Below are 22,097 nucleotides of genomic sequence, written 5' to 3'. Positions count from 1 at the left end.
ATTTGTTATCAATGATTATGTTAGCTATGACTACATTAACAACGAATGCACAAGGAGTGTATAACAAGGCAGCTAAACAGAATTCACTGCCGTTAGTAAACGAATGGGACAAGACATTCCCAAAGAGTGACAAGGTATGTCATGAGAAAGTGACGTTCAGCAATAGGTTCGGCATCACGCTTGCAGCCGACCTTTACATACCGAAAGAGACGAATGGAAAAATGACGGCCATTGCCGTCAGCGGACCATTCGGCGCAGTGAAGGAACAGGCAAGCGGACTCTATGCACAACATCTGGCAGAGGACGGCTTCCTGACCATTGCCTTCGACCCTTCTTTTACAGGAGAAAGCGGCGGCGAGCCACGTTATTCCTCTTCCATGGATATCAACACCGAGGACTTCTGCGCTGCAGTGGATTATCTATCGTGCCGAGATGATGTTGATGCCGAGCGCATTGGAATACTTGGCATCTGCGGATGGGGAGGTATAGCCCTCAACGCTGCGGCTCTTGACCCTCGCATAAAAGCTACGGTGAGCGTCACCTTATATAATCTCACCCGCGTGACACAACAGGGATATTTCGACACAATGGACGAGAATGGCAGATTCGCATTGAAACAAAGATTGGCCAAACTGCGAACAGAAGAATTCCGTAAGGGAGAGATTCTGCCGCAGGGCGGACTTCCCGATACGACTGCCGCTGATGCACCCGAGTTTCTGAAACAGTATGTAGCTTACTACAAATCACCGAACAGAGGCTATCATCCACGTTCGCTCAACTCCAACATGGGATGGAACATCACCAACCAGCTGATGCGCCTCAACCAGAATCTATGGATAGCTGCGCCAGAAGTGCGCACACCAGTGCTCATCGTGCATGGCGAGAAGGCTCACAGCCGATATTTTGGTGAGGAGGCTTATCAGAAACTGACAAGTGGCAAGTATGCAGACAATAAGCGTATGCTCATTGTACCCGATGCCACACATTGTGACCTCTATGATGGTGGTGAAGGAAATTTCATACCATGGAGCGAAATTACAAACTTCTATAAGTCTAATCTATGATGAAGTGTATTCTCACACTTGTATGGGCACTCACCATGACGAGTGCCTATGCTCAAACAAGCGACATTATGAAAAAAAATATATTAACCCAACGCCAACTTTCTTTGGCGGAATGTGCCAACCTTGAAGCACAAGGCGACATGGTCAGGCTTGACGTAGCTTTGAGCAAAGCTCTTGATAATGGAGTTTCTGTAAACGAACTGAAGGAGGCTTTCTCACAACTCTATGCCTACACAGGCTTCCCCCGTTCGCTCAATGCACTTAATCGGTTGAAAAATGTGCTTGATGACCGCAAGCATAAAGGTATATGTGACAATGAGGGAAAGCCGTGGACGAAACCTGCCCTGTGGAATGATGTTTCTGAAGCTTTGAAAAGAGGCACAGAAGTACAGTCGCGTCTTGTGGGTGGACGGGAATACAAGTATGATTTCTGTTCTCAAGAAGACTATTACCTGAAGAGCCATCTGTTTGGTGACATCTTCGCAGGCGACCAACTATCTGAAGCCGACCGCGAGATTGTGACCGTAGCTGCCCTTTCGGGCATGAAGGGCGTGGATGCACAGCTTGCATCCCATAAACGGGGGGCTGTGGCTATGGGCAATACAGCTGAGCAAGTTGAGCAGTTGTGCAACTATCTTTCAGAGAATGGTCTTTCCCAATCTGACAATGCCGCAGATGCTTGCCATGGCGACTGGCCTAAGGGCAGTCCTAACACCCATTTTGCCCAATATTTCACGGGCAACAGTCATCTTGCACCGATAAAGCCCAAGAATCTCTCTGCCGAAGAGCAGTCCGTGCAGAGCTACAGCAATGTGACCTTCGAACCAGGATGTCGCAACAACTGGCACATCCACCACGGCGCACACCAAATCCTCATCTGCGTCAGCGGCAAGGGTTGGTATCAGGAATGGGGCAAACCTGCCATTCCGTTGCAACCAGGTGATATAATAGATATACCAGAGGGAGTAAAGCACTGGCACGGAGCGCATCGTGACTCCTGGTTTCAGCATATTGCGACCCATGTGAAGACATCGGACAAGGGCAGTAACGAATGGCTCGAAGAAGTGAGTGACGAAGAGTATCATAACATACATCAGTAAACAAAATCTCAGCCGTGTCTTCCTTGTATATCCTTATCACTCAGTCGTATATATCAAGGCGACACGGCTGAGTTTCGGGTGTAGGTTTGCATCACTTCCTTCAAGAATGCCAACATGTCGAGATATGCCATCGGCATCTTTAGATATGCCGATGCTTCCTCCACACTCATAGGTATGTGCGTATTAGCCTTGTGGGGCTTGTTCTGTGATTGTAGACTGATGATCATCTGCTTCATGCCCACCACTTCGTCCCGAAGCTGGGCAACGACCATTGGAAGGTCGTTGAAAGTTAATTCCTTATTCATTCTGATACTTTGTTAATAACTGGTGCAAAGGAACAGAATGATGCTTCCGTTACTGAGGTTCGTGACAGTCATTTGTCATTCACGAAGGAATAACTCTAACAATGGGGATTATTGGATAGTTACCTATCCGAAACTATCTATCAATGATATTGTTAAAATAAAGGTGAACCCGTATAAGAGAACGTGTTTTGTGTCATTGTTTAGAAACAAAACATTACCTTTGCATATCAATATAACGATACAAACATTCACTATATGAATAAAATAGTACAACCACAATGGCTTGAATGGGCAAAAGAACTACAATTCATTGCCCAAGGGGGATTGACATACTCCAAAGATGTATTTGATATAGAACGCTTTGAACGCATTAGAGAAATTGCAGCAGAAATGCTCAGCCTGCAAAGTGGAATACCCATAGAAAAAGTAAAGAATCTGTTTTGCAATGAAACTGGATTTCAAACTCCTAAATTAGATACACGAGCTGCGATATTCAAAGATGATAAAATATTGCTTGTGAAAGAGGAAAATGGAACTTGGTCTTTGCCCGGTGGTTGGGTCGATATAAATCAGAGTATCAAAACTAATACAGAAAAAGAAGTAAAAGAAGAGGCAGGGTTAAATGTAAAAGCTATCCGGGTAATAGCCATACAGGATAGAAATTTACATAATATTCCCCCATATGCCTACAATGTTTGTAAAGTTTTTGTTCTTTGTGAGATTGAAAGCGGATCTTTCCGACCCAATATTGAAACGGATGAGAGTGCCTATTTCGGATTGGAAGAATTACCTATTCTTGCAAAAGAGAAAAATAACGAAGAACAAATTAAAATGTGCTTTTCTGCTTACTCTGATAAAAACTGGCAAGTATTATTTGACTAATAAATAAAACATATGAAATATAAACATATCGTATTCGACATAGACGGTACATTGATAGATACGGAATATGCAGTCATCAACTCTTTAATAAAAACAATTACAGAAACGTAGGTTTCACAAAATATAGTAGGCATGAGTCTGCTTTTATTAAAACTTTCTGTTACTTTTGTGGAAAATAAAGCAAAAGCATGGAAGAATACCTCATAATTTCAAACACCAATTTAATGTTGAGAGTGGCAGCTCAACAAATAGCGTATGTCTGTTCGGAGGGCAGCTATTGCGTTCTGCGACTTGTTGATGGCGACGAATATACATTCTCGTTCAATCTTGCAGTGTTTGAGAAAAAGATAGTTGAGCAGTTAGCATACCTTTCATACAGATCAGACGGTTATATCCAACAAACCCATATGCTGAAAACCATCGCCGTTCTGCCTAAGGGTGGACAAATGCCAAAGTTTGATGGCAACAAGGATATCAGTGAGTTTCTGAAGTGGGTTATGCTGAACATCAAATATCCCAAAGGTCTTGAGACAGAACCTGCGCGTGTAGAAATCCGTTTTACGGTTAAAACCGATGGCACTTTAGGAAATTTCAAGGTTTTGAAGGCGCCTAAAGAGAAGGCTTATGAGCAAACTGTAATAGATCTGTTGAAGAAAAGTCCGCGTTGGACTCCAGCAAAGCTATCCGACGGCACAGTTGTAAATATGGAATTTACATTACCCGTCGCTTTTACTCCAGAAGCGAAAACCGACGAAACAAAGAAACAAATTGATAAAAACAAGTAGCTGATTACACAACAAAAAGCGAATTAATATGAACAGATTATTCCTTTTCTGGCAACGAGGTGACGCTGATTGTGAATGGACAAGCCACTACATTGACACAGGAGCAACTGGCTGAGCGTCTGAAGGCGATGCCAGCCGCACAGTTGGCAAAAGTCGAGGTGATGCTGTCTGCTCCTGCTCGCTATCATGTGCGTGGAATGGCTATCAATATCGTAACGAAAGATTATGCCGGCACCAATCAGCTGTCAGGACAAATCATTGGCGGCATGGAGCAAAACAAATACGCCAAAGGGTTTGGCAATATGTATCTTTCCATGCAAAGAGGCAAGTTCGGACTGGATGCGCAATATAAATTGGTTAACGGCAATTCGTATGGTGAATCTTCACGCATAGCCAATCATCCACTTGCCAATAATCGTGTACACTATACTGATGAGACGGGACAAAAGTCGTTCGGCATCACGCACGACTACCGACTGGGTATGAATTACGCCTTTAGCAAAAATCATCGTCTCGACGTAGCCTATACGGGACAGTGGGACAAGACAAGTTCAAACAGCCACACGACAGGATCGAGCAACAGCGGAATGCATAGTGACAGTCACGAGTATCTGCAAAATGTAGACGCTAACTACACGCTTCCTTTCGGACTTACCCTTAGCGGTTCGTACACCTACTATCGCACGCCTCAGCAACAAACGCTCGACGGTACGATTCATACGGATGAAAACACAACAGATATGGAGCGCAACCTAAGAAGTGGTAGTGAGCAGACCATCAACAAATGGATGTTCACTGCCGACCAAACCCATTCTTTGGCAAACGGTTGGGGATTGTCGTACGGCGTAAAGGGGCAGTTCACGAGCAACAAGAGTTATCAGACCACCATCGACAAGGATGGGAGCGTTTTGCCCGATGGTACAAGTAGCGTCGACATCAACGAGCGGATATGGAACATGTACGCCGGTTTCAGCAAGCAGATAAACAAGGCTGTTAGCGTTGAAGCCTCCGTCGCTGCCGAGCAATATCACTCGCCCGTGTGGAATAAATGGCGCGTGTATCCTACGCTCAATGCTTTGTGGAACGTCAACGATAACCATTTGCTCAACCTCTCGTTCAGTTCCGATTCCGAGTTCCCGAGCTATTGGTCTACAATGAGCAATGTGTTCTATGCGTCTACATACACCGAGATACACGGCAATCCTGATTTAAAACCCAGCTCTTATTATAATGTCAACCTGATGTGGCGGATAAAACGACGCTATACGCTTATGGCTTTTGCAAGTCTGAAACCCGACTATTTCGTGCAGTTGCCATACCAGACAACAGACCGCATGGCTGTAATAATGAAGGAGACCAACTTCGACCATTCAAATAGCTACGGACTGCAAGCCTCTGCTATATTCAATGCAGGGAAATGGCTCAACGGCAATGTGTTTGCAGTAGGCACCTTCAAGCACGACAAAAGCAACCATTTTTTCGACTTGCCATTCAATCGTAAGAAACTCTCTGTCATACTTGGCGGTACGGCATCCGTAAAACTCTGTAGTACGCAGGACCTGCGTCTTATTCTTAACCCATTCTTCCAGTCAAAGGCTATACAAGGCGTCTACGACATCAGTCCAATCTTCAACATGGATGCCAAATTGCAGTGGTCGTCGCACGATGGTAAGTGGGGCGTGCGTCTCAATGGCAGCAACATCTTCAACAATCGCTTCGATACCCGTTCCGTGCAGGACAACCAAGACTATCGTATGAAGGTCAACTATAACTGGGCGTCCTTCACCCTTGCCGTTATCTATAAGTTCGGCGGCTATAAGGAGAAAACGGTGAAAGAAGTAGACACCTCACGCATGGGTCACTAAACTATAAAATTGTAGTATACTATTTGTCGTTTGTTCTGTACTCTCTTGGCGAAACGCCCAGTTCCCTGCGCACGTATTTTCCCCAAAAAGAAAGGTTGTCGAATCCTGTTTAGCGAGCTATTGTTGCCGTTCGGCAAGATAAAGGTTAAACAAAAGGCTTTGCCATGTTACCATAGCCTGGTAATGATGTTCCCGCTATGCGGTAACGGTGTTACCGAAGCGTGGTAATGATATTCCCACTATGCGGTAATGGTGCTCGAACGAAGAAATCGACCAAGAGAGAGAACTGAAAAAAACTAAAGACGTTCCTTATAAAAAAGATAGCAATAATTGCGCTTAGCGCAATTATTGCTATCTTTTTTAATTCTAATAATGACAAAACTTGTTTAATTTGTTGTTTTCGTTAAACGATTCTTTCAGACCATGAGGCGAAAAAAATATGCCCACACAATTTATTTCGTTTTCTTCAATCCCTTGTATGCAAGGAATGCGACGACGAGGGCGGCGAGAGCGAGCAGAACGTAACCGATTTCGTGGCTGTACTGCAGAGCCTGTTCGTAAACGTCCTTTGTGGTCTTAAGGTTGGTGTACTTGTAGATGCCCCAACCGATCATTGCGAGCACCGTGTTCCATACGCCTGCGCCGAGAGTGGTGTAGAGGAGGAATTTGCCGACGTGCATGCCCGAGAGACCTGCCGGGATGCTTATGAGCTGGCGGACAGCCGGCACGAGACGTCCGAAGAATGTAGACGTAGCGCCATGCTTGCGGAAGAATGTTTCGGCTTTCTCTACGGCGGCACGGTCAATGAGGCACATGTGACCGATGCGGCTGTCAGCAAACTTGTAGATGATTGGTCTGCCGAGCCACTTGGCAATGTAATAGTTGATGAGCGCACCGAGGTCGGCGCCTATTGTGGCGAACACCACAACGAGCACGAAGCTCATGCCGCTGTCGGGGTCCATAGCCTTCCATGCTGCCGGCGGAACAACCACCTCAGAAGGGAAGGGGACGAACGAACTCTCGATAGCCATAAACAATATGACAACCCAATAGTTGAGATTGTCGAGAATCCAAAGGAAAAGTTCTGCTGTATTCATTTCTTTTTACTCTTTTGTTCTTTTACTCTTTTACTCTTTCATAGTCGAAGTAGTCCTTCGGGTCCATACCCGTGGGGAAGTATTCGCCGAGAACCTTGCGCGCCTCCGACGGGTTTTGCTGGCATGCTATGTTGAGATACTTCAAGTATTCGTCATGCTTCTGCAGCTGTCGGCAGCACGCAGCCAGATAAGCCGCGCCCTCGTCGCCTTGGTTGTGATGCGCCTCGTGATAGGTCTTGAACATGCGGTAGGCGATGGTGGGGTAGCCGCAGTCGTACACCGAGATGGCTATGCGGAAGAATATCTCGTGAGAGAAATGCGTAGACTGCAGAGCCTTCACGAAACTCTTTATCGCCTCTTTTACGCGTCCGTTCTCCAGCAGTATGTGTCCGCGTATCACGTTTATCTCGCTTCGGTTGCAGTCGGGGTCTTTGAGCGTCTCGTTGAGACACTCGAGCGCCTGCTCCACATGTCCGAGCAGCGAAAGCGTGAACGCACGGCACTGGTTCACCTCAGCCGTGCTTAAGTTGCACTTCTTATAGCATTCCAGCGCCTTGTTGTACTGCGGCATCGCCTCCTCCGGTCGTCCAAGGTTGAGCAGGCAGTTGCCCAAGAACATATACGCTGCGCCCTCGTCGGGGCACAGCTTCAGGAAGCGCTGGTAGTAGTCCATCGCATCGGTGAAGTTGCCGAGCGAGAACAGGGCGTTAGCCTTGTTGAGCAGTGCCTCCTCGTCTTCGGGGTCGATGGCGATGGAGTATTCGCTCGATGTTATCGAGTCATTGATGCGGTTGCTCATGAGCTGCGTTACGGCGAGCGAGTTCCAGTACTTGCCCGAGTAGGGGTCCTCGTCGAGCAGTTGTTCGAAGATTTGTTCGCTCTGCTCGTAGTCGCCCTTGGCGAAAGCTATGCGCGCCTTCACCTCACGGTAGTCGAGCAGGTCGTCCTCGTCGCTCAGAGCGAGCCACTTGGCAGCTATGTCGGGTTGATTATAGTCGATGAAAATGGTAGCAATGTCGAGCACGTAGTCGGGCACGTCGTCTTCGTCAATCTGGTGCATCGCATTGCTGAGGAAGTTGTCAGCCTCTGCTATGTTGCCGCGCGTTATCATTATCTCCGCCTGCAGATAGAGGCAGTCGAGGTCGAGCTGGTCGGCAACCATGTCAGCATAGTGTTGCGCAGTGTCGATGTCTTTGTTGTCGATAAGTGCTATGCGCCCCTTAAACACCAGTGGCATAGCGGCTCCAGGGTGTAGTTGGATGGCATAGTCAAGAACGTCAACAGCTTCCTTCTTCTTGCCACTGTCATAATAATACTCGGAGATGTCCGACAGCTCATCGCTACCGAAGTACTCCGAACGGCCTTCCTGCAGCGAAGCCTCGTATCGGCGTAGCGTCTCTTGAAACTCAGGACTGTTGAAATAATTCTCTTTTTTCTCCATCAATTATAAATGTTGAATGTTGGGTGTGGAGTGGCGTGAGGTTGTGCAATTGCTGCAACCAAGCGTCGCTCTAAGCCCAACATTCAAAGAAAGGTTTTATATGTTTACTTTTTTTGCTTTGCCCAAGCGTCCTTCAGACCCACAGTCTTGTTGAACACGAGGTTCTCGGCTGTAGAGTCGAGGTCTGCCATGAAGTAGCCGATGCGCTGGAACTGCAGATACTGTCCCGGCTTGCAGTCGGCAGCGAAGTTCTCTACGTAGCAGTTCTCGATGGTCTTGAGGCTCTCCGGGTTGAGCAGTTCGCGGAAGTCGCGCTCGTCAGCCGATGGGTTCTCAACGCAGAACAGACGGTCGTAAACGCGCACCTGAGCCTTGTGGCAGTGGTCGGCAGAAACCCAGTGAAGAGTGCCCTTCACCTTGCGGTTCGCACCCTCAAGACCGCTCTTGCTGATCGGGTCGTACTCTGCCTGAATCTCCACGATGTTGCCCTCGGCGTCCTTTGTGCAGCCGGTGCACTTCACGATGTAAGCATTCTTCAGACGCACCTCCTTGCCCGGAGTCATGCGGAAGAACTTCTTCGGAGCATCCTCCATGAAGTCGTCGCGCTCGATCCAGAGATTGCGCGAGAAGGTGATGGTGTGTGTGCCGTCAGCCTCGTTCTCCGGGTTGTTGATAGCCTCCATCTCCTCGGTCTGACCCTCAGGATAGTTGGTGATGACGAGCTTAACCGGGTTGAGCACGGCAGAAACACGCAGCGCGCGCTTGTTCAGGTCCTCACGAACGGCAGCCTCGAGCAGCGCCATGTCGTTGAGAGCGTCGAACTTGGTGTAGCCGATTGAGTCTATGAACTTGCGTACAGACTCGGGCGAGTAGCCGCGGCGGCGCATACCAGAGAGTGTCGGCATACGCGGGTCGTCCCAACCAGACACAAATTTCTCCTCAACGAGAGCCAGGAGCTTGCGCTTCGACATCATTGTGTATGTAAGGTTCAGACGGTTGAACTCGATCTGACGCGGGCGGAAATCGTGCAGGTTCTCTGTCTCGCCGCGCATCTCCTTCAGATAGTCGATGAACTTGTCGTAGAGTGGGCGGTGAGGCACGAACTCGAGCGTACAGATAGAGTGGGTTACGCCCTCGAAGTAGTCGCTCTGTCCGTGAGCGAAGTCGTACATCGGGTAAGCGTGCCACTTTGTGCCGGTGCGGTGGTGCGGAGTGTGGATGATGCGATAGATGATCGGATCGCGGAAGTGCATGTTCGGGTTAGCCATGTCGAGCTTAGCACGGAGCACCATGCTACCCTCTACAGCCTCCGGAGTGTTCATTTTGTTGAACAGCTTGAGGTTCTCCTCAACGGGGCGGTCGCGGTAAGGCGAAGCAACGCCCGGAGTGGTAGGTGTACCCTTCTGCTCGGCAATCTGCTCAGCAGTCTGCTCGTCGATGTATGCATGTCCGTTCTTGATCATCCACACGGCGAAGTCCCAAAGCTTCTCGAAATAGTCGGAAGCGTAGTATATGTTGCCCCATTTGAAACCGAGCCAAGAGATGTCGTTGAGGATGTTCTCAACGTACTCGTTGTTCTCCTTTGTAGGGTTGGTGTCGTCGAAGCGCAGGTTGCAGACACCATTGTACTTCTCAGCCACACCGAAGTCCATGCAGATAGCCTTGGCGTGTCCGATGTGCAGATAGCCGTTAGGCTCTGGCGGGAAGCGCGTCTGTATGCGTCCAGCGTTCTTGCCCTCAGCGAGGTCCTGCTCAACGAGCTGCTCTACGAAACTCAAATTCTTCTCTTCTACTGTCTTTTCTTCTGTAATTGCCATATATTTAGACTTTTCTGTTTCTTTCTTTCGTTACATTTATTATATAGTATCGTGCAAAGTTACGATTTTTCAGTGATGTGAGCAATTTTATGTAGTCAATAATTTTTTTTATTCGCTCTATTTTGTTACTTTTGTGCTCAGATTGATAATCGAATGTACATATCGTATTCGATTCAGCAAATATTTAACTTAAACAAAATATAATAGTTATGAAACCAACACTTTTCCTCCTCGCTGCAGGTATGGGCAGCCGCTACGGTGGTCTGAAGCAGCTCGACGAGCTCGGTCCTCACGGTGAGACAATCATGGATTACAGTATCTACGACGCTATCAACGCTGGCTTCGGTAAGCTCGTGTTCGTTATCCGCAAGGATTTCGAAGAAGACTTCCGTCGCATCGTTCTCTCTAAATACGAAGGTCACATCCCTTGCGAGCTCGTTTTCCAGAGCATCGACGCGCTGCCTGAGGGCTTCACATGTCCGGAGGGTCGCACAAAGCCTTGGGGTACAAACCACGCGTTGATGATGGGCGCAAGCGTAATCAACGAGCCGTTCGCAGTGCTCAACTGCGATGACTTCTACGATCGCGACGCTTTCCGTGTAATGGGCAAGTGGCTCAGCGAACTGCCTGAAGGCTCTACCGGCAAGTATGCTATGGTTGGCTTCCGCGTAGGCAACACACTCTCTGAGAGCGGCACCGTTAGCCGTGGTGTATGCGAGAACGACGAGCACCATCACCTTACATCTGTCGTAGAGCGCACAAAGATTCAGCGCTTCGACGGCGTTGTGAAGTATCTCGACGACGACAACGAGACATGGGTAGAGATTCCTGATACAACTCCGGTTTCTATGAACTTCTGGGGCTTCACACCCGACTACTTCAAGTACAGCGAGGAGTACTTCAAGGAGTTCCTTTCTGACCCGAAGAACATGGAGAACCTCAAGAGCGAGTTCTTCATCCCGTTGATGGTGGACAAACTCATCCACGACGGCACCGCTACTTGCGAGGTGCTCGACACAACATCTAAGTGGTTCGGCGTAACTTATCCTGAGGATCGTCCGGACGTAGTGGCTAAGTTCCAGAAGCTTGCCGACGAGGGTGTTTATCCTGCAAAGATGTTCTAAGAAAAACATCACAATAATTTATTGTTATCATAGCGAGGAGCTGCGCAGAAACGGTGGGTTTCGGCGTGGTTCCTCGTTTTTTATATCTATTACTCTGCGGTTTTGTTTGTGTTTTCATTAAAAATTAGTAATTTTGCAGCCGAAAACAAGTGTAGCAGTATCGTATACTTTATACATTATTATATAGAGTGCTTGGTAAACCTCTCAAAAAACAAGATTATGCAGAAAAACAAGAAAAACGTGAGTGTGCTGTTTTTGCTTTTCAGTACGCTTTTTTGCGTTTGTCTTATTACGGCAAACGTGCTTGAGACAAAGCAAATTGCGTTAGGTCCGATTAGTGTAACTGGCGGATTAATCGTATTTCCCGTTTCGTACATCATCAACGACTGCGTTTGTGAGGTATGGGGTTATGGAAAAACCCGATTGCTTATATGGCTGGGTTTCGCTATGAATTTCCTATTTGTCCTCTTCGGAGCATTGTGCGACATACTGCCCGCTGCGCCTTACTGGCATAACGAAGAAGGATTCCACGCTGTGTTCGGACTTGCGCCGCGTATCGCTTTCGTTTCGTTCCTTGCGTTCATCGTGGGTTCGTTCGTAAACGCTTATGTGATGAGTCGCATGAAACTGTCGTCGGGCGGTAAGCACTTCTCGGCTCGCGCCATACTCAGTACGGTGTACGGCGAGGCAGCCGACTCGATTATCTTCTTCCCGCTGGCGCTCGGAGGTGTTATCCCGATGAAGGAACTGCCCGTGCTTATGATTTCGCAGGTAGTGCTTAAGACACTCTATGAGATAATCGTTCTGCCTCTCACCATACGTGTGGTGCGCTGGACAAAGAAGTTCGAGGGCGAGGACAACTTCGATACCGGAATGAACTATAGCATCTGGCGAATATTCAATATCTAAAACAACGTTCAGAGGTTAATGTATTTTTTAAATAGTATATATATAATAAGTATATAAATGGCAGCAAATTCAGATAATCGCCGTGATGAGGGCTTGCAGGCTCTCGGAGCAAAGACAAAATATCGTGACGACTATGCACCGGAAGTGCTCGAGACATTCGTCAACAAGCATCAGGGCAACGACTACTGGGTGCGTTTCAACTGCCCGGAGTTCACGTCGCTGTGCCCGATTACCGGTCAGCCCGACTTTGCGGAGATACGCATCTCGTATGTGCCCGACGTGAAGATGGTGGAGAGCAAGAGTCTGAAACTCTATCTGTTCAGCTTCCGCAATCATGGCGACTTCCATGAGGACTGCGTGAACATCATCATGAAAGACCTCGTGAAGCTTATGGATCCGAAGTATATCGAGGTGACAGGTATCTTCACTCCGCGTGGAGGCATCTCAATATGGCCTTACGCCAACTACGGCAAGCCCGGAACAAAGTTTGAAAAGCTCGCAGAACGTCGTTTTGAGGAGCACGATTTGCGTGGATAATATTGTAATAGGTGCAGTTGTGAACAGCTGCACCTATTCTCGTATATAATAACTACCTAAAAATTAATGTAATAAGTATGAAGAAAATCTTTTGTACAGTGATGTTGGCACTCGCCATGTCTGCCGGTGTTTCTGCCGAAAACGCTGCAAACGGCGCCGTCGGAAACGCTAACGGCAAGACAGCTGAGAGCAAGTATGTGCCGACAGAGGGTAACCTCGCAGCACGCGCCCGCTTCCAGGACGCTAAGTTCGGCATCTTCCTGCATTGGGGACTTTACAGTATGCTCGCTACCGGCGAGTGGACAATGACAAACAACAACCTTAACTACAAGGAGTACGCCAAGCTCGCTGGCGGTTTCTATCCTTCGAAGTTCAATGCACGCGAGTGGGTGTCGGCAATCAAAGCTTCCGGTGCTAAGTATATCTGCTTCACAACACGCCATCACGAGGGCTTCTCAATGTTCCATACAAAATATTCAGACTATAACATCGTTGACGCTTCGCCGTTCAAGCGCGATATCGTGAAGGAGCTGGCAGACGAGTGCCATCGTCAGGGCATCGGTCTGCACTTCTACTACTCGCATATCGACTGGGGACGCGAGGATGCTCCCCTCGGACGCACCGGTCTCGGCACCGGCAGACCGAAAGAGGCGCAGAACTGGGATAGCTATTATAAGTTTATGAACAACCAGCTCACAGAGTTGCTCACCAACTATGGTGAAGTGAACGCTATCTGGTTCGACGGTTGGTGGGATCAGGATATCAACCCGTCGTTCGACTGGCGCCTGCCTGAGCAGTATGCGCTTATCCATAAGTTGCAACCTTCTTGCCTTATCGGCAATAACCACCACTCTCAGCCGTTCGACGGCGAGGACTTCCAGATGTTCGAGCGCGACCTGCCTGGCGAGAACACCGCAGGCTTGTCGGGTCAGGCTATCAGCAAGCTGCCGCTTGAGACTTGCGAGACCATGAACGGCATGTGGGGCTACAAGATTACAGACCAAAACTACAAGTCGACAAAGACTCTCATTCATTATCTCGTGAACGCAGCCGGCCGCAACGCCAATTTGCTTATGAATATCGGTCCGCAGCCAGACGGCTGTCTGCCTGAGGTTGCTGTGCAGCGCCTGAAAGAGATGGGCGAGTGGATGAAGGTTTATGGCGAGACAATCTACGGCACACGCGGCGGACTCGTTGCTCCGCACGATTGGGGCGTGACAACACAGAAGGATAACCGTCTCTTTGTGCATATCCTCAACTTGCAGGATCGTTCGCTCTTCCTGCCTATCGGCTCGAAGAAGGTGCGCAAGGCTGTCGACTTCGTCTCACGCAAGGCTGTGAAGACACAGAAATGCGACGGCGGTATGCTGATTTCTCTCGACGAAGTGCCTACAGATGTAGACAAGGTAATAGAAATTCAGCTCTAATATTTACTAAAAAAGCGTTGATATTACCAAGTAATTGAATTTTTTTCTCTAATTTTGCATATTTGAAGAGGTGTGCGGTGCTATAAAGTCACGCCATCTCTTCAAATTGCGTTATACGAACAATAAAAAATCAACTAATAGAGATGAAAAAGAAAATCCAGTTCAGTCTCGTTTATCGAGATATGTGGCAGTCTTCTGGCAAGTTCCAGCCACGCAAAGACCAGTTGGAGCGCATTGCTCCCGTGATTATCGATATGGGTTGCTTTGCCCGTGTTGAGACAAACGGTGGCGCTTTCGAGCAGGTGAACCTTCTCGCAGGCGAGAATCCAAACGATGCGGTACGCGCTTTCTGTAAGCCTTTCAACGAGGCAGGCATTAAGACACACATGCTCGACCGTGGTCTTAACGCTCTGCGTATGTATCCCGTACCTGACGACGTTCGCGCCCTCATGTACAAGGTGAAGGCAAAGCAGGGTACAAACATCACACGTATCTTCGACGGTCTGAACGACGTTCGTAATATTATTCCGAGCATCAAGTGGGCTAAGGAAGGCGGCATGACTCCGCAGTGCGCACTTTGCATCACCAACTCTCCGGTTCACACTCTGGAGTACTACATGAACATTGCCGATCAGCTCATCGCTGCAGGTGCAGAGGAAATCTGTTTGAAGGATATGGCTGGTATCGGTCAGCCTGCATTCCTCGGCAAGCTCACAAAGATGATCAAGGACAAGTATCCGGAAATCATCATCCAGTATCATGGCCACTCAGGTCCTGGTCTGTCAATGGCTTCAATTCTTGAGGTTTGCCAGAACGGTGCCGACATCATCGATACAGCCATTGAGCCGTTGTCATGGGGTAAGGTGCATCCGGACGTTATCTCTGTTATCAGTATGTTGAAGAACGAGGGCTTCGAAGTTCCTGAAATCAACATGAGCGCATACATGAAGGCTCGCGCCATGACTCAGGAGTTCATCGACGAGTGGCTCGGCTACTTCATCAACCCGGGCAACAAGATTATGTCTTCGCTCCTTCTCGGCTGCGGTCTGCCTGGCGGTATGATGGGTTCAATGATGGCCGACCTTGGCGGTATGCGCACTACTATTAATAACGTACGCAAGAAGAACGGTCTTGAGGAGTTCTCTATGGACGACCTTCTCATCAAGCTCTTCGACGAGGTGGAGTATGTATGGCCGCGCGTAGGCTATCCTCCATTGGTTACTCCGTTCTCACAGTACGTGAAGAACATCGCCCTCATGAACCTTCTCACTCTCGAGCAGGGCAAGGGACGCTTCGTAATGATGGACGACTCTATGTGGGGTATGATTCTCGGCAAGTCGGGTAAGATTCCTGGAACTATCGATCCGGAACTTGTTGAACTTGCAAAGAAGCAGGGCCGTGAGTTCACAGACGTTGACGCTCACACTCTTCTCACAGACGCTCTCGACGACTTCCGCAAGGAGATGGCAGAGAACGGATGGGAGTGCGGTCAGGACGACGAAGAACTCTTCGAGCTCGCTATGCACCCCGAGCAGTATCGCAACTACAAGAGCGGTCAGGCTAAGAAGAATTTCCTCGCCGACCTTCAGAAGCTCAAGGATGCCAAGCTCGGCGCAAACCTTTCTCCCGAGCAGCTCAGCGCTTACAAGCACGCTAAGGCTGACGCAGTTGTTGCTCCGGTTAAGGGCGACATCTATTGGGAGTTCTCTGGCGAGGGCGAGTGCGCTCCGACTGTTGAGCCGTTCATCGGTAAGGAGTACAAGGAGGGCGATGTGCTCTGCTACATCCAGGCTCCTTGGGGTGAGTTCGTTGAAGTGCCGGCAGCTCTTGGCGGCAAGCTCGTTGAAATCAATGCAAAGCGCGGCTCAAAGGTTCAGAAGGGCGACGTTATTGCATACATCGAGCGCGAGCACGAGTAAATATGTATAAGCAAATTATCGACAAATACTACGTAGGATGTGACGCATTGCGCCATATCCTACTAACACATAGCCAATCTGTAACGCAACGTGCGTTGCAGATTGCTTCGTTACATCCCGAACTTCACATCGACGTTGATTTCGTTGAGCAGGCAGCGATGCTTCACGACATCGGAATCATTCGTGTAGATGCCCCCGGCATTGAGTGTCATGGCACAGAACCATACATTCGTCATGGCGTCTGCGGCGCAGAAATGTTGCGCAGCGAAGGCTTGCCAGAGTGTTTTGCCCGTGTCTGCGAGCGTCATACCGGCGCCGGACTGACCCTCGACGATATTGTTTCGCAAGATCTGCCATTGCCACATCACGACTTGCAGCCCGAAACGATAGAGGAGAAGCTTATCTGCTATGCCGATAAGTTCTACTCGAAAACACATCTCGACCGCGAGAAGACCATTGAGCAGGCAGAACGTTCACTCGCCAAGTTCGGTGGCGACACATTGGCTCGGTTCCGCATGATGAAGGAACTGTTTGAGCCTGAGAAATAAAGTAAAGAACCAACATTATTCAAATTGAGAACAAAGACAGTTATAGCCCTATTGCTTTGCGCCATCATATTTGTGATGGCAAGTGCTGACGCACCCTCGAAGCAACGCAAAAAGAGTCTGAAAGTTCTTCGCGACTCAATGGAGATGAGCGACATTGCTTACACCATTGCGCGCGATACTTTGTTGAAGAAGGTTGACTCAACGCAGGTTTTTGGTGTTGACACAACCAAGATGGACTCTCTGCAACTCGCTATCTACCATCACAATAAGGCTATCGACGACTCCATACGCCTCGATTCTATCAACCGCCAGCGTGCGGGAGGCATCAACTCTCCAGTAAACTATTCGGCAAACGACTCGCTCGTATATGATGCTACCACAAAGACCGCGCGTCTTTTTGGCAGTTCTACCGTGAAATACGAGAATATGGACCTTGCCGCCGAGCGCATACACATGAGCCTCGACTCGTCTTTAGTGCACGCTACGGGCGCTAAGGACAAGGCAGACACAACAGGCGTAACGCTTTTCGGTACGCCCGTGTTCTCGATGGGTTCCGACAAGTACGAGAGCGACACCATGGCGTTCAATTTCAAGACAAAGAAGGGACTTATCAGCAACGTATACACACAGCAGGAGGACGGATTCTTGCGCAGCGAGATTTCGAAGCGCAGTCCGAATGGCGAAATCTTCCTTCAGCACGGACGTTATACTACCTGCGACGCCAAAGATCCCGACTTCTATATAGCCCTTTCGCGTGCCAAGGTGCGTCCTGGTAAGGAGGTCGTGTTCTGTCCGGCTTATCTTGTAGTGGCTGACGTGCCTCTGCCGTTTGCCATCCCATACGGCTTCTTCCCGTTCACAAAGAGCTATTCGAGCGGTTTCATCATGCCTACATACGGCGACGAGAGCAACCGCGGCTTCTATCTGCGCGACGGCGGCTACTACTTCGCCATCAGCGACAAGATGGACCTGAAACTTCTCGGCGAGATATACACTAAAGGCTCGTGGGGACTCTCCGCAGCGATGAACTATACCAAGCGCTACCGATTCAACGGCAGCTTCTATGCAAGTTTCCAGAACACGCAGACAGGTGACAAGGGAATGCCCGACTTCACGCGTTCGAAGAGTTTCAAGATTCAGTGGAGCCACCGCCAGGACCAGAAGGCGAATCCGTACAGTTCGCTCTCAGCCAGCGTCAACTTCGCTACGTCGAGCTACGAGCGCAACAACCTCAGTTCGCTGTACAATCCGCAGACCCTCACGCAGTCTACGCGTACATCGTCTGTGTCTTGGAGCACAACGTTCTCGAGCATCGGACTCTCGCTCAGTTCTACTGCCAACCTCTCGCAGAACATGCGCGACTCGTCGATAGCAATGACCTTGCCCGACCTCAACATCTCGCTCTCACGCTTCTATCCATTCAAACGCAAGCACGCCGTTGGCGACGAGCGTTGGTACGAGAAGATCTCGATGTCGTACACGGGTCACATCTCTAACAGCATCAACACGAAGGAGGACAAGCTGCTGCACTCGAATCTTATCAAGGACTGGAGCAACGGCTGGAACCACTCGATACCAATCAGCGGCAACTTCACGTTGTTCAACTATGTCAACCTCTCTCCGTCGTTCAACTTCCAGGACCGCATGTATTCTCATAAGGTGATGCGCTCGTGGGATGAGACGGCACAGCGTGAGGTGTGCGATACAATCTACGGTTTCAACAACGTCTACAACTATAGCTTCTCAATCGGAGCGTCGACAAAGCTCTACGGCTTCTACATCCCGAGCCGCAAGATATTCGGCGACAAGATTCAGGCTATACGCCATGTGGTTACTCCGAGCGTCAGCTTCAGCTACGCCCCCGACTTCAGTTCGTCGCGCTACGGCTACTATAAGACCTACCAGCGCACCAATGCCGACGGATCGGTCGACCTCGTAGAGTATTCGCCCTATAAAGATCAGCTCTTCGGCGTGCCTGGCAAGGGCAAGACGGGCAACATCGCGTTCGACCTCTCGAACAACATCGAGATGAAGGTGAAGAGCAGCAAGGACTCCACAGGCTTCAAGAAGCTCAGTATCATCGACGAACTCGGTCTGTCGATGAGTTACAATATGGCGGCTAAGGAGAAACCGCTTTCCGATCTCACCATGCGCATCCGCTTGAAGTGGTGGAAGAACTATACGTTCAACATGACCGCCGTCTTCGCCTCGTACGCTTACGAACTCGACAAGAACGGACGCCCGTTCGTGGGCAACCACACGCTTTGGGGCATGGGCAAGTTCGGACGCTTCCAGGGTACATCGCAGAACTTCTCGTTCACGCTGACGCCCGACAAACTTAAGAAATGGTTCGGTGGCGGCGACGACAACGACCGTAAGAAGAAAAACGGAAAGGATGACGAGGAAGGCATCGATACCGACATCGAGTCGAACGTAGACGACACGATGGTGAACGCCCAGCGTGGCGCCCGCAAAAAGAGTGGGGGAGGCAAGGCAGAAACCGACGCCGACGGCTACATGCGTTTCAACATGCCTTGGTCGCTCACGTTCGGCTACGGCATCACGATGCGCGAGAACACCAGTGGAAAGTTCAACACCAAGTCGATGCGCTATCCGTACAAGTTCTCGCAGAACCTCAACGTGAGCGGCAACCTTCGCATCAGCGACGGATGGAACATCTCGTTCTCGAGCGGTTACGACTTCGACCAGAACAAGCTCTCAATGACCACAGCATCGCTTCAGCGCGACCTCCATTGCTTCAATATGTCGTGCTCAGTAGTGCTTGCGCCGTACACAAGCTACAACTTCTCGTTCCGTTGTAACGCAGCTACGCTCACCGACGCCCTCAAGTACGACAAGCGTTCGGGATACAGCAACGCCGTGGAGTGGTATTAATAGAAAGACATCTCTTCTAACTATTTAAAAGTATATCAATGATAACTAAAAAGTCAAGATTACAGCTTGCAACAGCTTTATGCGGTGCGTTCATCTTCGGTGATGCTGTTTTTGCAAATGCTGCTACTGTTGTATTTCCGCAGCAGCAACAACCAGGCAAGGCAATTGCTATGAACACAACAGACCGTTTCGTTCTCAGCAACAACCTCTTTTCGGCATCTTACACACGCAAGGCAGGCAAGTTGCGTTTTGATGGTTGTAAGGCGATGAACCTGCTACCTTCGGAAACACTCTTTAAGTTGCGCCTTGAAGACGGCACCGAACTCTCGTCTGCCCATCTCGAACTGAAAGAGGTTAAGGTTCTAAAACGTAGCGGTGAAGTGAACGCAGTGCGCGAATCGCTCGCTGACGATGGCTACGCACTTACGGCAGTTTACAGCTATAAGGACTTTGTTATCACATACACTATAGAGCTTCGCGACGGATCGCATTATCTGCGCACCGAGATGCAGATAGATGCACTCAAAGATGTGCGTTTCGACTGCATCACGCCGATGACCTATACATATAATAATAAGAAGGTGAAGAATGCGCCGGTTGTCGTGGGCAATACCCGCGGCGCACTGCTTGCTAATAATTATATCTTTGCAGGTCTGGAAACACCGATGGGTCTAAATACCAACCGTGTGGATAGCACCGAGCTCGCTACAATCGACAGCCGTAAGATCGTAGCTGTAGAAGGCGACTGGGTTCGCCGCGCCACTCTCCACAAGGGCGAAATATGGCACGTGAGTGCCGTTGTCGGACTCATCGCTCCTGGTCAGGCACGCCGTTCTTTCCTTGCATATAGTGAGCGTGAGCGTGCTGCCTCTTGGCATCCGATGACCATCTACAACTCTTGGTATGAGCTGAATATAGACCGCAACAACGCACCTGGAAACCGTGGTGTGTACGATCCGGCTGACGTGCAGAACCTCAAGGGCGACTACACAGAGAACATGACCGCTACGCAGTGTACCGACGTTGTGCAGCACTGGAAGGACAAGTTCTATGATGTGTACGGCAAGGCTCCCGTAGCGTTTGTTTTCGACGACGGATGGGACGCTTACGGCACATGGACATTCAACCCTAACTTCCCTAATGGCTTCCATGATGCAGACAGCATTGCACGCACTATGGGCGCAGGCATCGGTGCTTGGCTCGGTCCGGTGGGTGGATATGGTGCGAGCGGCGAGTATCGTCGTGGTTATTGGCGCGAACGTGGCGGTATGCAGCTCAGCAATAAGGCGTATTTCGACTACTTCGTGAAGTGCTCAAAGGACATGATAGAGAAGTACGACTTCCGTTTCTTCAAGTTCGATGGTATCAGTGCGCAGTTCTCGGCTGTTGGTCCTGACCTCACCGATGCCGGTATTGAGAATTGCGAGGCTATCATAAGCATAGAAAACGAAGTGCGCAAGAAGCGTGCAGATATATTCTACAACACAACCGTAGGCACATGGGCTTCGCCGTTCTGGTTCCATGTGAGCGATGCCGTTTGGCGTCAGGAAGGCGACTTCGGAAAGGCTGGTGTCGGCGACGACCGCGAGCAGTGGATAACCTATCGCGACCGTCTCGTTCACCAAAACTTCATCGAGCGTTCGCCGCTCTGTCCGATCAACACGCTTATGACTCATGGTGTTATCCTCACTAAGTTCGGCGATGTTTCCAAGACAATGAATTATGACGGCATCGTGCGCGAGATGCGTTGTGCTTTCGGCTGCGGTTCGTCGATGGTAGAACTTTACACCGACTACAACTTGCTCGACTCAATCAAGGATAACCAGGGCAACGCAGGTACATTGTGGCGTCAGCTTGCCGACTGTATGGACTGGCAGCAGCGCAATACCGATGTGCTGCCCGACATACATTGGGTTGGCGGCAATCCGTGGGACGGAGAGAAGGCGAATATCTATGGTTGGGCGGCATGGAACGGCAAGAAGACCACGCTCACATTGCGCAACCCAGACACTGAGAAGCAGACGCTTGTGACAACGCTGCGTGAGGTGTTCGACATTCCGAGCTATGCTAAGTCGGCTGTTGTTCTGCGCAGTTCGTTCGCCGACCAGGTGATCGGTGCAGACGGTTTGTCTGGACTCGCAATGAACGAGGCAATAGACATCGATAGCGAGATCAATATCACAATGCCAGCCTCTTCAGTATTCGTTTTTGAAGGAATAGTGAAGTAGAAAATATTACAAGTAAATGTGTAAGATAAGGTGGAGTTGACAACAACTTCACCTTTTTTATGTGCTACTATATGCGTTCTTAACTACAACTTTTCTTCTTTTAAACCCAAATCGGTCATTAGAAAAAGCTTCTTGTCATTTTCTAATGACCGCC

Annotated in this window: 17 protein-coding genes and 1 pseudogene; 14 read left to right on the top strand and 4 right to left on the bottom strand. The window is 49.4% G+C overall.

Annotated elements, in window-relative coordinates; all coding sequences use genetic code 11:
- The first annotated feature begins 26 nt into the window (after positions 1-26).
- Both KTQ90_RS04880 and KTQ90_RS04875 read left to right on the top strand, forming a co-directional pair.
- The gene (locus tag KTQ90_RS04880; protein ID WP_254359604.1) at positions 27-1,064 is read left to right on the top strand and encodes an alpha/beta hydrolase; all 1,038 of its coding nucleotides are present in this window, start codon (positions 27-29) and stop codon (positions 1,062-1,064) included.
- A 68-nt stretch (positions 1,065-1,132) separates the two neighbouring features.
- Positions 1,133-2,164: a carboxymuconolactone decarboxylase family protein gene (locus tag KTQ90_RS04875; protein ID WP_254359602.1), complete on the top strand. Its 1,032-nt coding sequence runs from the start codon at positions 1,133-1,135 to the stop codon at positions 2,162-2,164.
- 53 nt (positions 2,165-2,217) lie between these two features.
- Here the strand turns inward: KTQ90_RS04875 and KTQ90_RS04870 are convergent, their stop codons facing one another.
- Complete coding sequence (locus tag KTQ90_RS04870) at positions 2,218-2,469, bottom strand: hypothetical protein (RefSeq protein ID WP_254360394.1); 252 nt, start codon at positions 2,467-2,469, stop codon at positions 2,218-2,220.
- Between the two features lie 255 nt (positions 2,470-2,724).
- On the opposite strand from KTQ90_RS04870, the gene KTQ90_RS04865 reads away from it, so the two are divergent.
- The 4 genes and pseudogenes from KTQ90_RS04865 to KTQ90_RS04855 all read left to right on the top strand — a co-directional run bounded on the left by KTQ90_RS04865 (position 2,725) and on the right by KTQ90_RS04855 (position 6,001).
- Positions 2,725-3,351 (top strand): NUDIX hydrolase N-terminal domain-containing protein, encoded by a 627-nt coding sequence (locus KTQ90_RS04865; RefSeq protein WP_217317406.1) that lies wholly within the window; start codon positions 2,725-2,727, stop codon positions 3,349-3,351.
- 12 nt (positions 3,352-3,363) lie between these two features.
- Positions 3,364-3,456: pseudogene (locus KTQ90_RS13945) on the top strand (HAD family hydrolase); the annotation flags it as partial.
- 83 nt (positions 3,457-3,539) lie between these two features.
- On the top strand, positions 3,540-4,136 hold the full coding sequence (locus KTQ90_RS04860) for a TonB family protein (protein WP_217317405.1): 597 nt from the start codon (positions 3,540-3,542) through the stop codon (positions 4,134-4,136).
- Positions 4,137-4,207: 71 nt separating this feature from the next.
- A complete protein-coding gene (locus tag KTQ90_RS04855) occupies positions 4,208-6,001 on the top strand; it encodes an outer membrane beta-barrel family protein (RefSeq protein ID WP_369680868.1) in 1,794 nt (597 codons plus the stop codon).
- A 452-nt stretch (positions 6,002-6,453) separates the two neighbouring features.
- Here KTQ90_RS04855 and KTQ90_RS04850 read toward each other — a convergent pair whose 3' ends face one another.
- The 3 genes from KTQ90_RS04850 to KTQ90_RS04840 form a co-directional block, all read right to left on the bottom strand.
- Positions 6,454-7,098: a DedA family protein gene (locus tag KTQ90_RS04850; RefSeq protein WP_022158345.1), complete on the bottom strand. Its 645-nt coding sequence runs from the start codon at positions 7,096-7,098 to the stop codon at positions 6,454-6,456.
- A gap of 22 nt (positions 7,099-7,120) precedes the next feature.
- On the bottom strand, positions 7,121-8,539 hold the full coding sequence (locus KTQ90_RS04845) for a tetratricopeptide repeat protein (RefSeq protein ID WP_217317404.1): 1,419 nt from the start codon (positions 8,537-8,539) through the stop codon (positions 7,121-7,123).
- Positions 8,540-8,643: 104 nt separating this feature from the next.
- Entirely contained in the window at positions 8,644-10,356 is a 1,713-nt protein-coding gene (locus KTQ90_RS04840) for a glutamine--tRNA ligase/YqeY domain fusion protein (protein WP_217317403.1), read from the bottom strand.
- Between the two features lie 209 nt (positions 10,357-10,565).
- Between KTQ90_RS04840 and KTQ90_RS04835 the strand changes: the two genes are divergently transcribed.
- From KTQ90_RS04835 to KTQ90_RS04800, 8 genes are all read left to right on the top strand, one after another.
- Entirely contained in the window at positions 10,566-11,480 is a 915-nt protein-coding gene (locus tag KTQ90_RS04835) for a glycosyltransferase family protein (RefSeq protein WP_217317402.1), read from the top strand.
- A gap of 219 nt (positions 11,481-11,699) precedes the next feature.
- Entirely contained in the window at positions 11,700-12,389 is a 690-nt protein-coding gene (locus KTQ90_RS04830; RefSeq protein ID WP_217317401.1) for a queuosine precursor transporter, read from the top strand.
- A 57-nt stretch (positions 12,390-12,446) separates the two neighbouring features.
- On the top strand, positions 12,447-12,926 hold the full coding sequence (queF, locus tag KTQ90_RS04825) for a preQ(1) synthase (RefSeq protein WP_217317400.1): 480 nt from the start codon (positions 12,447-12,449) through the stop codon (positions 12,924-12,926).
- Positions 12,927-13,003: 77 nt separating this feature from the next.
- Positions 13,004-14,353: an alpha-L-fucosidase gene (locus KTQ90_RS04820; RefSeq protein WP_217317399.1), complete on the top strand. Its 1,350-nt coding sequence runs from the start codon at positions 13,004-13,006 to the stop codon at positions 14,351-14,353.
- Positions 14,354-14,496: 143 nt separating this feature from the next.
- Positions 14,497-16,272 carry a biotin/lipoyl-binding protein gene (locus KTQ90_RS04815; protein WP_217317398.1) on the top strand — a complete coding sequence of 592 codons (1,776 nt, stop codon included), beginning with the start codon at positions 14,497-14,499 and terminating at the stop codon, positions 16,270-16,272.
- Between the two features lie 2 nt (positions 16,273-16,274).
- On the top strand, positions 16,275-16,820 hold the full coding sequence (locus tag KTQ90_RS04810) for an HDIG domain-containing metalloprotein (protein ID WP_217317397.1): 546 nt from the start codon (positions 16,275-16,277) through the stop codon (positions 16,818-16,820).
- 75 nt (positions 16,821-16,895) lie between these two features.
- Entirely contained in the window at positions 16,896-19,715 is a 2,820-nt protein-coding gene (locus tag KTQ90_RS04805) for a putative LPS assembly protein LptD (RefSeq protein ID WP_217317428.1), read from the top strand.
- A gap of 170 nt (positions 19,716-19,885) precedes the next feature.
- On the top strand, positions 19,886-21,943 hold the full coding sequence (locus tag KTQ90_RS04800) for an alpha-amylase family protein (protein ID WP_217317396.1): 2,058 nt from the start codon (positions 19,886-19,888) through the stop codon (positions 21,941-21,943).
- Positions 21,944-22,097 lie beyond the last annotated feature (154 nt).

The sequence above is a fragment of the Leyella stercorea genome (assembly GCF_019052365.1).
Taxonomy (GTDB): domain Bacteria; phylum Bacteroidota; class Bacteroidia; order Bacteroidales; family Bacteroidaceae; genus Prevotella.
The sequence above is the reverse complement of the archived record's forward strand: the minus strand, read 5'-3'. Positions and strand labels throughout refer to the sequence as shown.

What these genes read in the sequence shown, in the direction of transcription:
- KTQ90_RS04880 (WP_254359604.1), top strand. Translation starts at nt 27, where the DNA reads ATGACTACATTAACAACGAATGCACAAGGAGTGTATAACAAGGCAGCT.
- KTQ90_RS04875 (WP_254359602.1), top strand. Translation starts at nt 1,133, where the DNA reads ATGAAAAAAAATATATTAACCCAACGCCAACTTTCTTTGGCGGAATGT.
- KTQ90_RS04870 (WP_254360394.1), bottom strand. Translation starts at nt 2,469, where the DNA reads ATGAATAAGGAATTAACTTTCAACGACCTTCCAATGGTCGTTGCCCAG.
- KTQ90_RS04865 (WP_217317406.1), top strand. Translation starts at nt 2,725, where the DNA reads ATGAATAAAATAGTACAACCACAATGGCTTGAATGGGCAAAAGAACTA.
- KTQ90_RS04860 (WP_217317405.1), top strand. Translation starts at nt 3,540, where the DNA reads ATGGAAGAATACCTCATAATTTCAAACACCAATTTAATGTTGAGAGTG.
- KTQ90_RS04850 (WP_022158345.1), bottom strand. Translation starts at nt 7,098, where the DNA reads ATGAATACAGCAGAACTTTTCCTTTGGATTCTCGACAATCTCAACTAT.
- KTQ90_RS04845 (WP_217317404.1), bottom strand. Translation starts at nt 8,539, where the DNA reads ATGGAGAAAAAAGAGAATTATTTCAACAGTCCTGAGTTTCAAGAGACG.
- KTQ90_RS04840 (WP_217317403.1), bottom strand. Translation starts at nt 10,356, where the DNA reads ATGGCAATTACAGAAGAAAAGACAGTAGAAGAGAAGAATTTGAGTTTC.
- KTQ90_RS04835 (WP_217317402.1), top strand. Translation starts at nt 10,566, where the DNA reads ATGAAACCAACACTTTTCCTCCTCGCTGCAGGTATGGGCAGCCGCTAC.
- KTQ90_RS04830 (WP_217317401.1), top strand. Translation starts at nt 11,700, where the DNA reads ATGCAGAAAAACAAGAAAAACGTGAGTGTGCTGTTTTTGCTTTTCAGT.
- queF (WP_217317400.1), top strand. Translation starts at nt 12,447, where the DNA reads ATGGCAGCAAATTCAGATAATCGCCGTGATGAGGGCTTGCAGGCTCTC.
- KTQ90_RS04820 (WP_217317399.1), top strand. Translation starts at nt 13,004, where the DNA reads ATGAAGAAAATCTTTTGTACAGTGATGTTGGCACTCGCCATGTCTGCC.
- KTQ90_RS04815 (WP_217317398.1), top strand. Translation starts at nt 14,497, where the DNA reads ATGAAAAAGAAAATCCAGTTCAGTCTCGTTTATCGAGATATGTGGCAG.
- KTQ90_RS04810 (WP_217317397.1), top strand. Translation starts at nt 16,275, where the DNA reads ATGTATAAGCAAATTATCGACAAATACTACGTAGGATGTGACGCATTG.
- KTQ90_RS04805 (WP_217317428.1), top strand. Translation starts at nt 16,896, where the DNA reads ATGGCAAGTGCTGACGCACCCTCGAAGCAACGCAAAAAGAGTCTGAAA.
- KTQ90_RS04800 (WP_217317396.1), top strand. Translation starts at nt 19,886, where the DNA reads ATGAACACAACAGACCGTTTCGTTCTCAGCAACAACCTCTTTTCGGCA.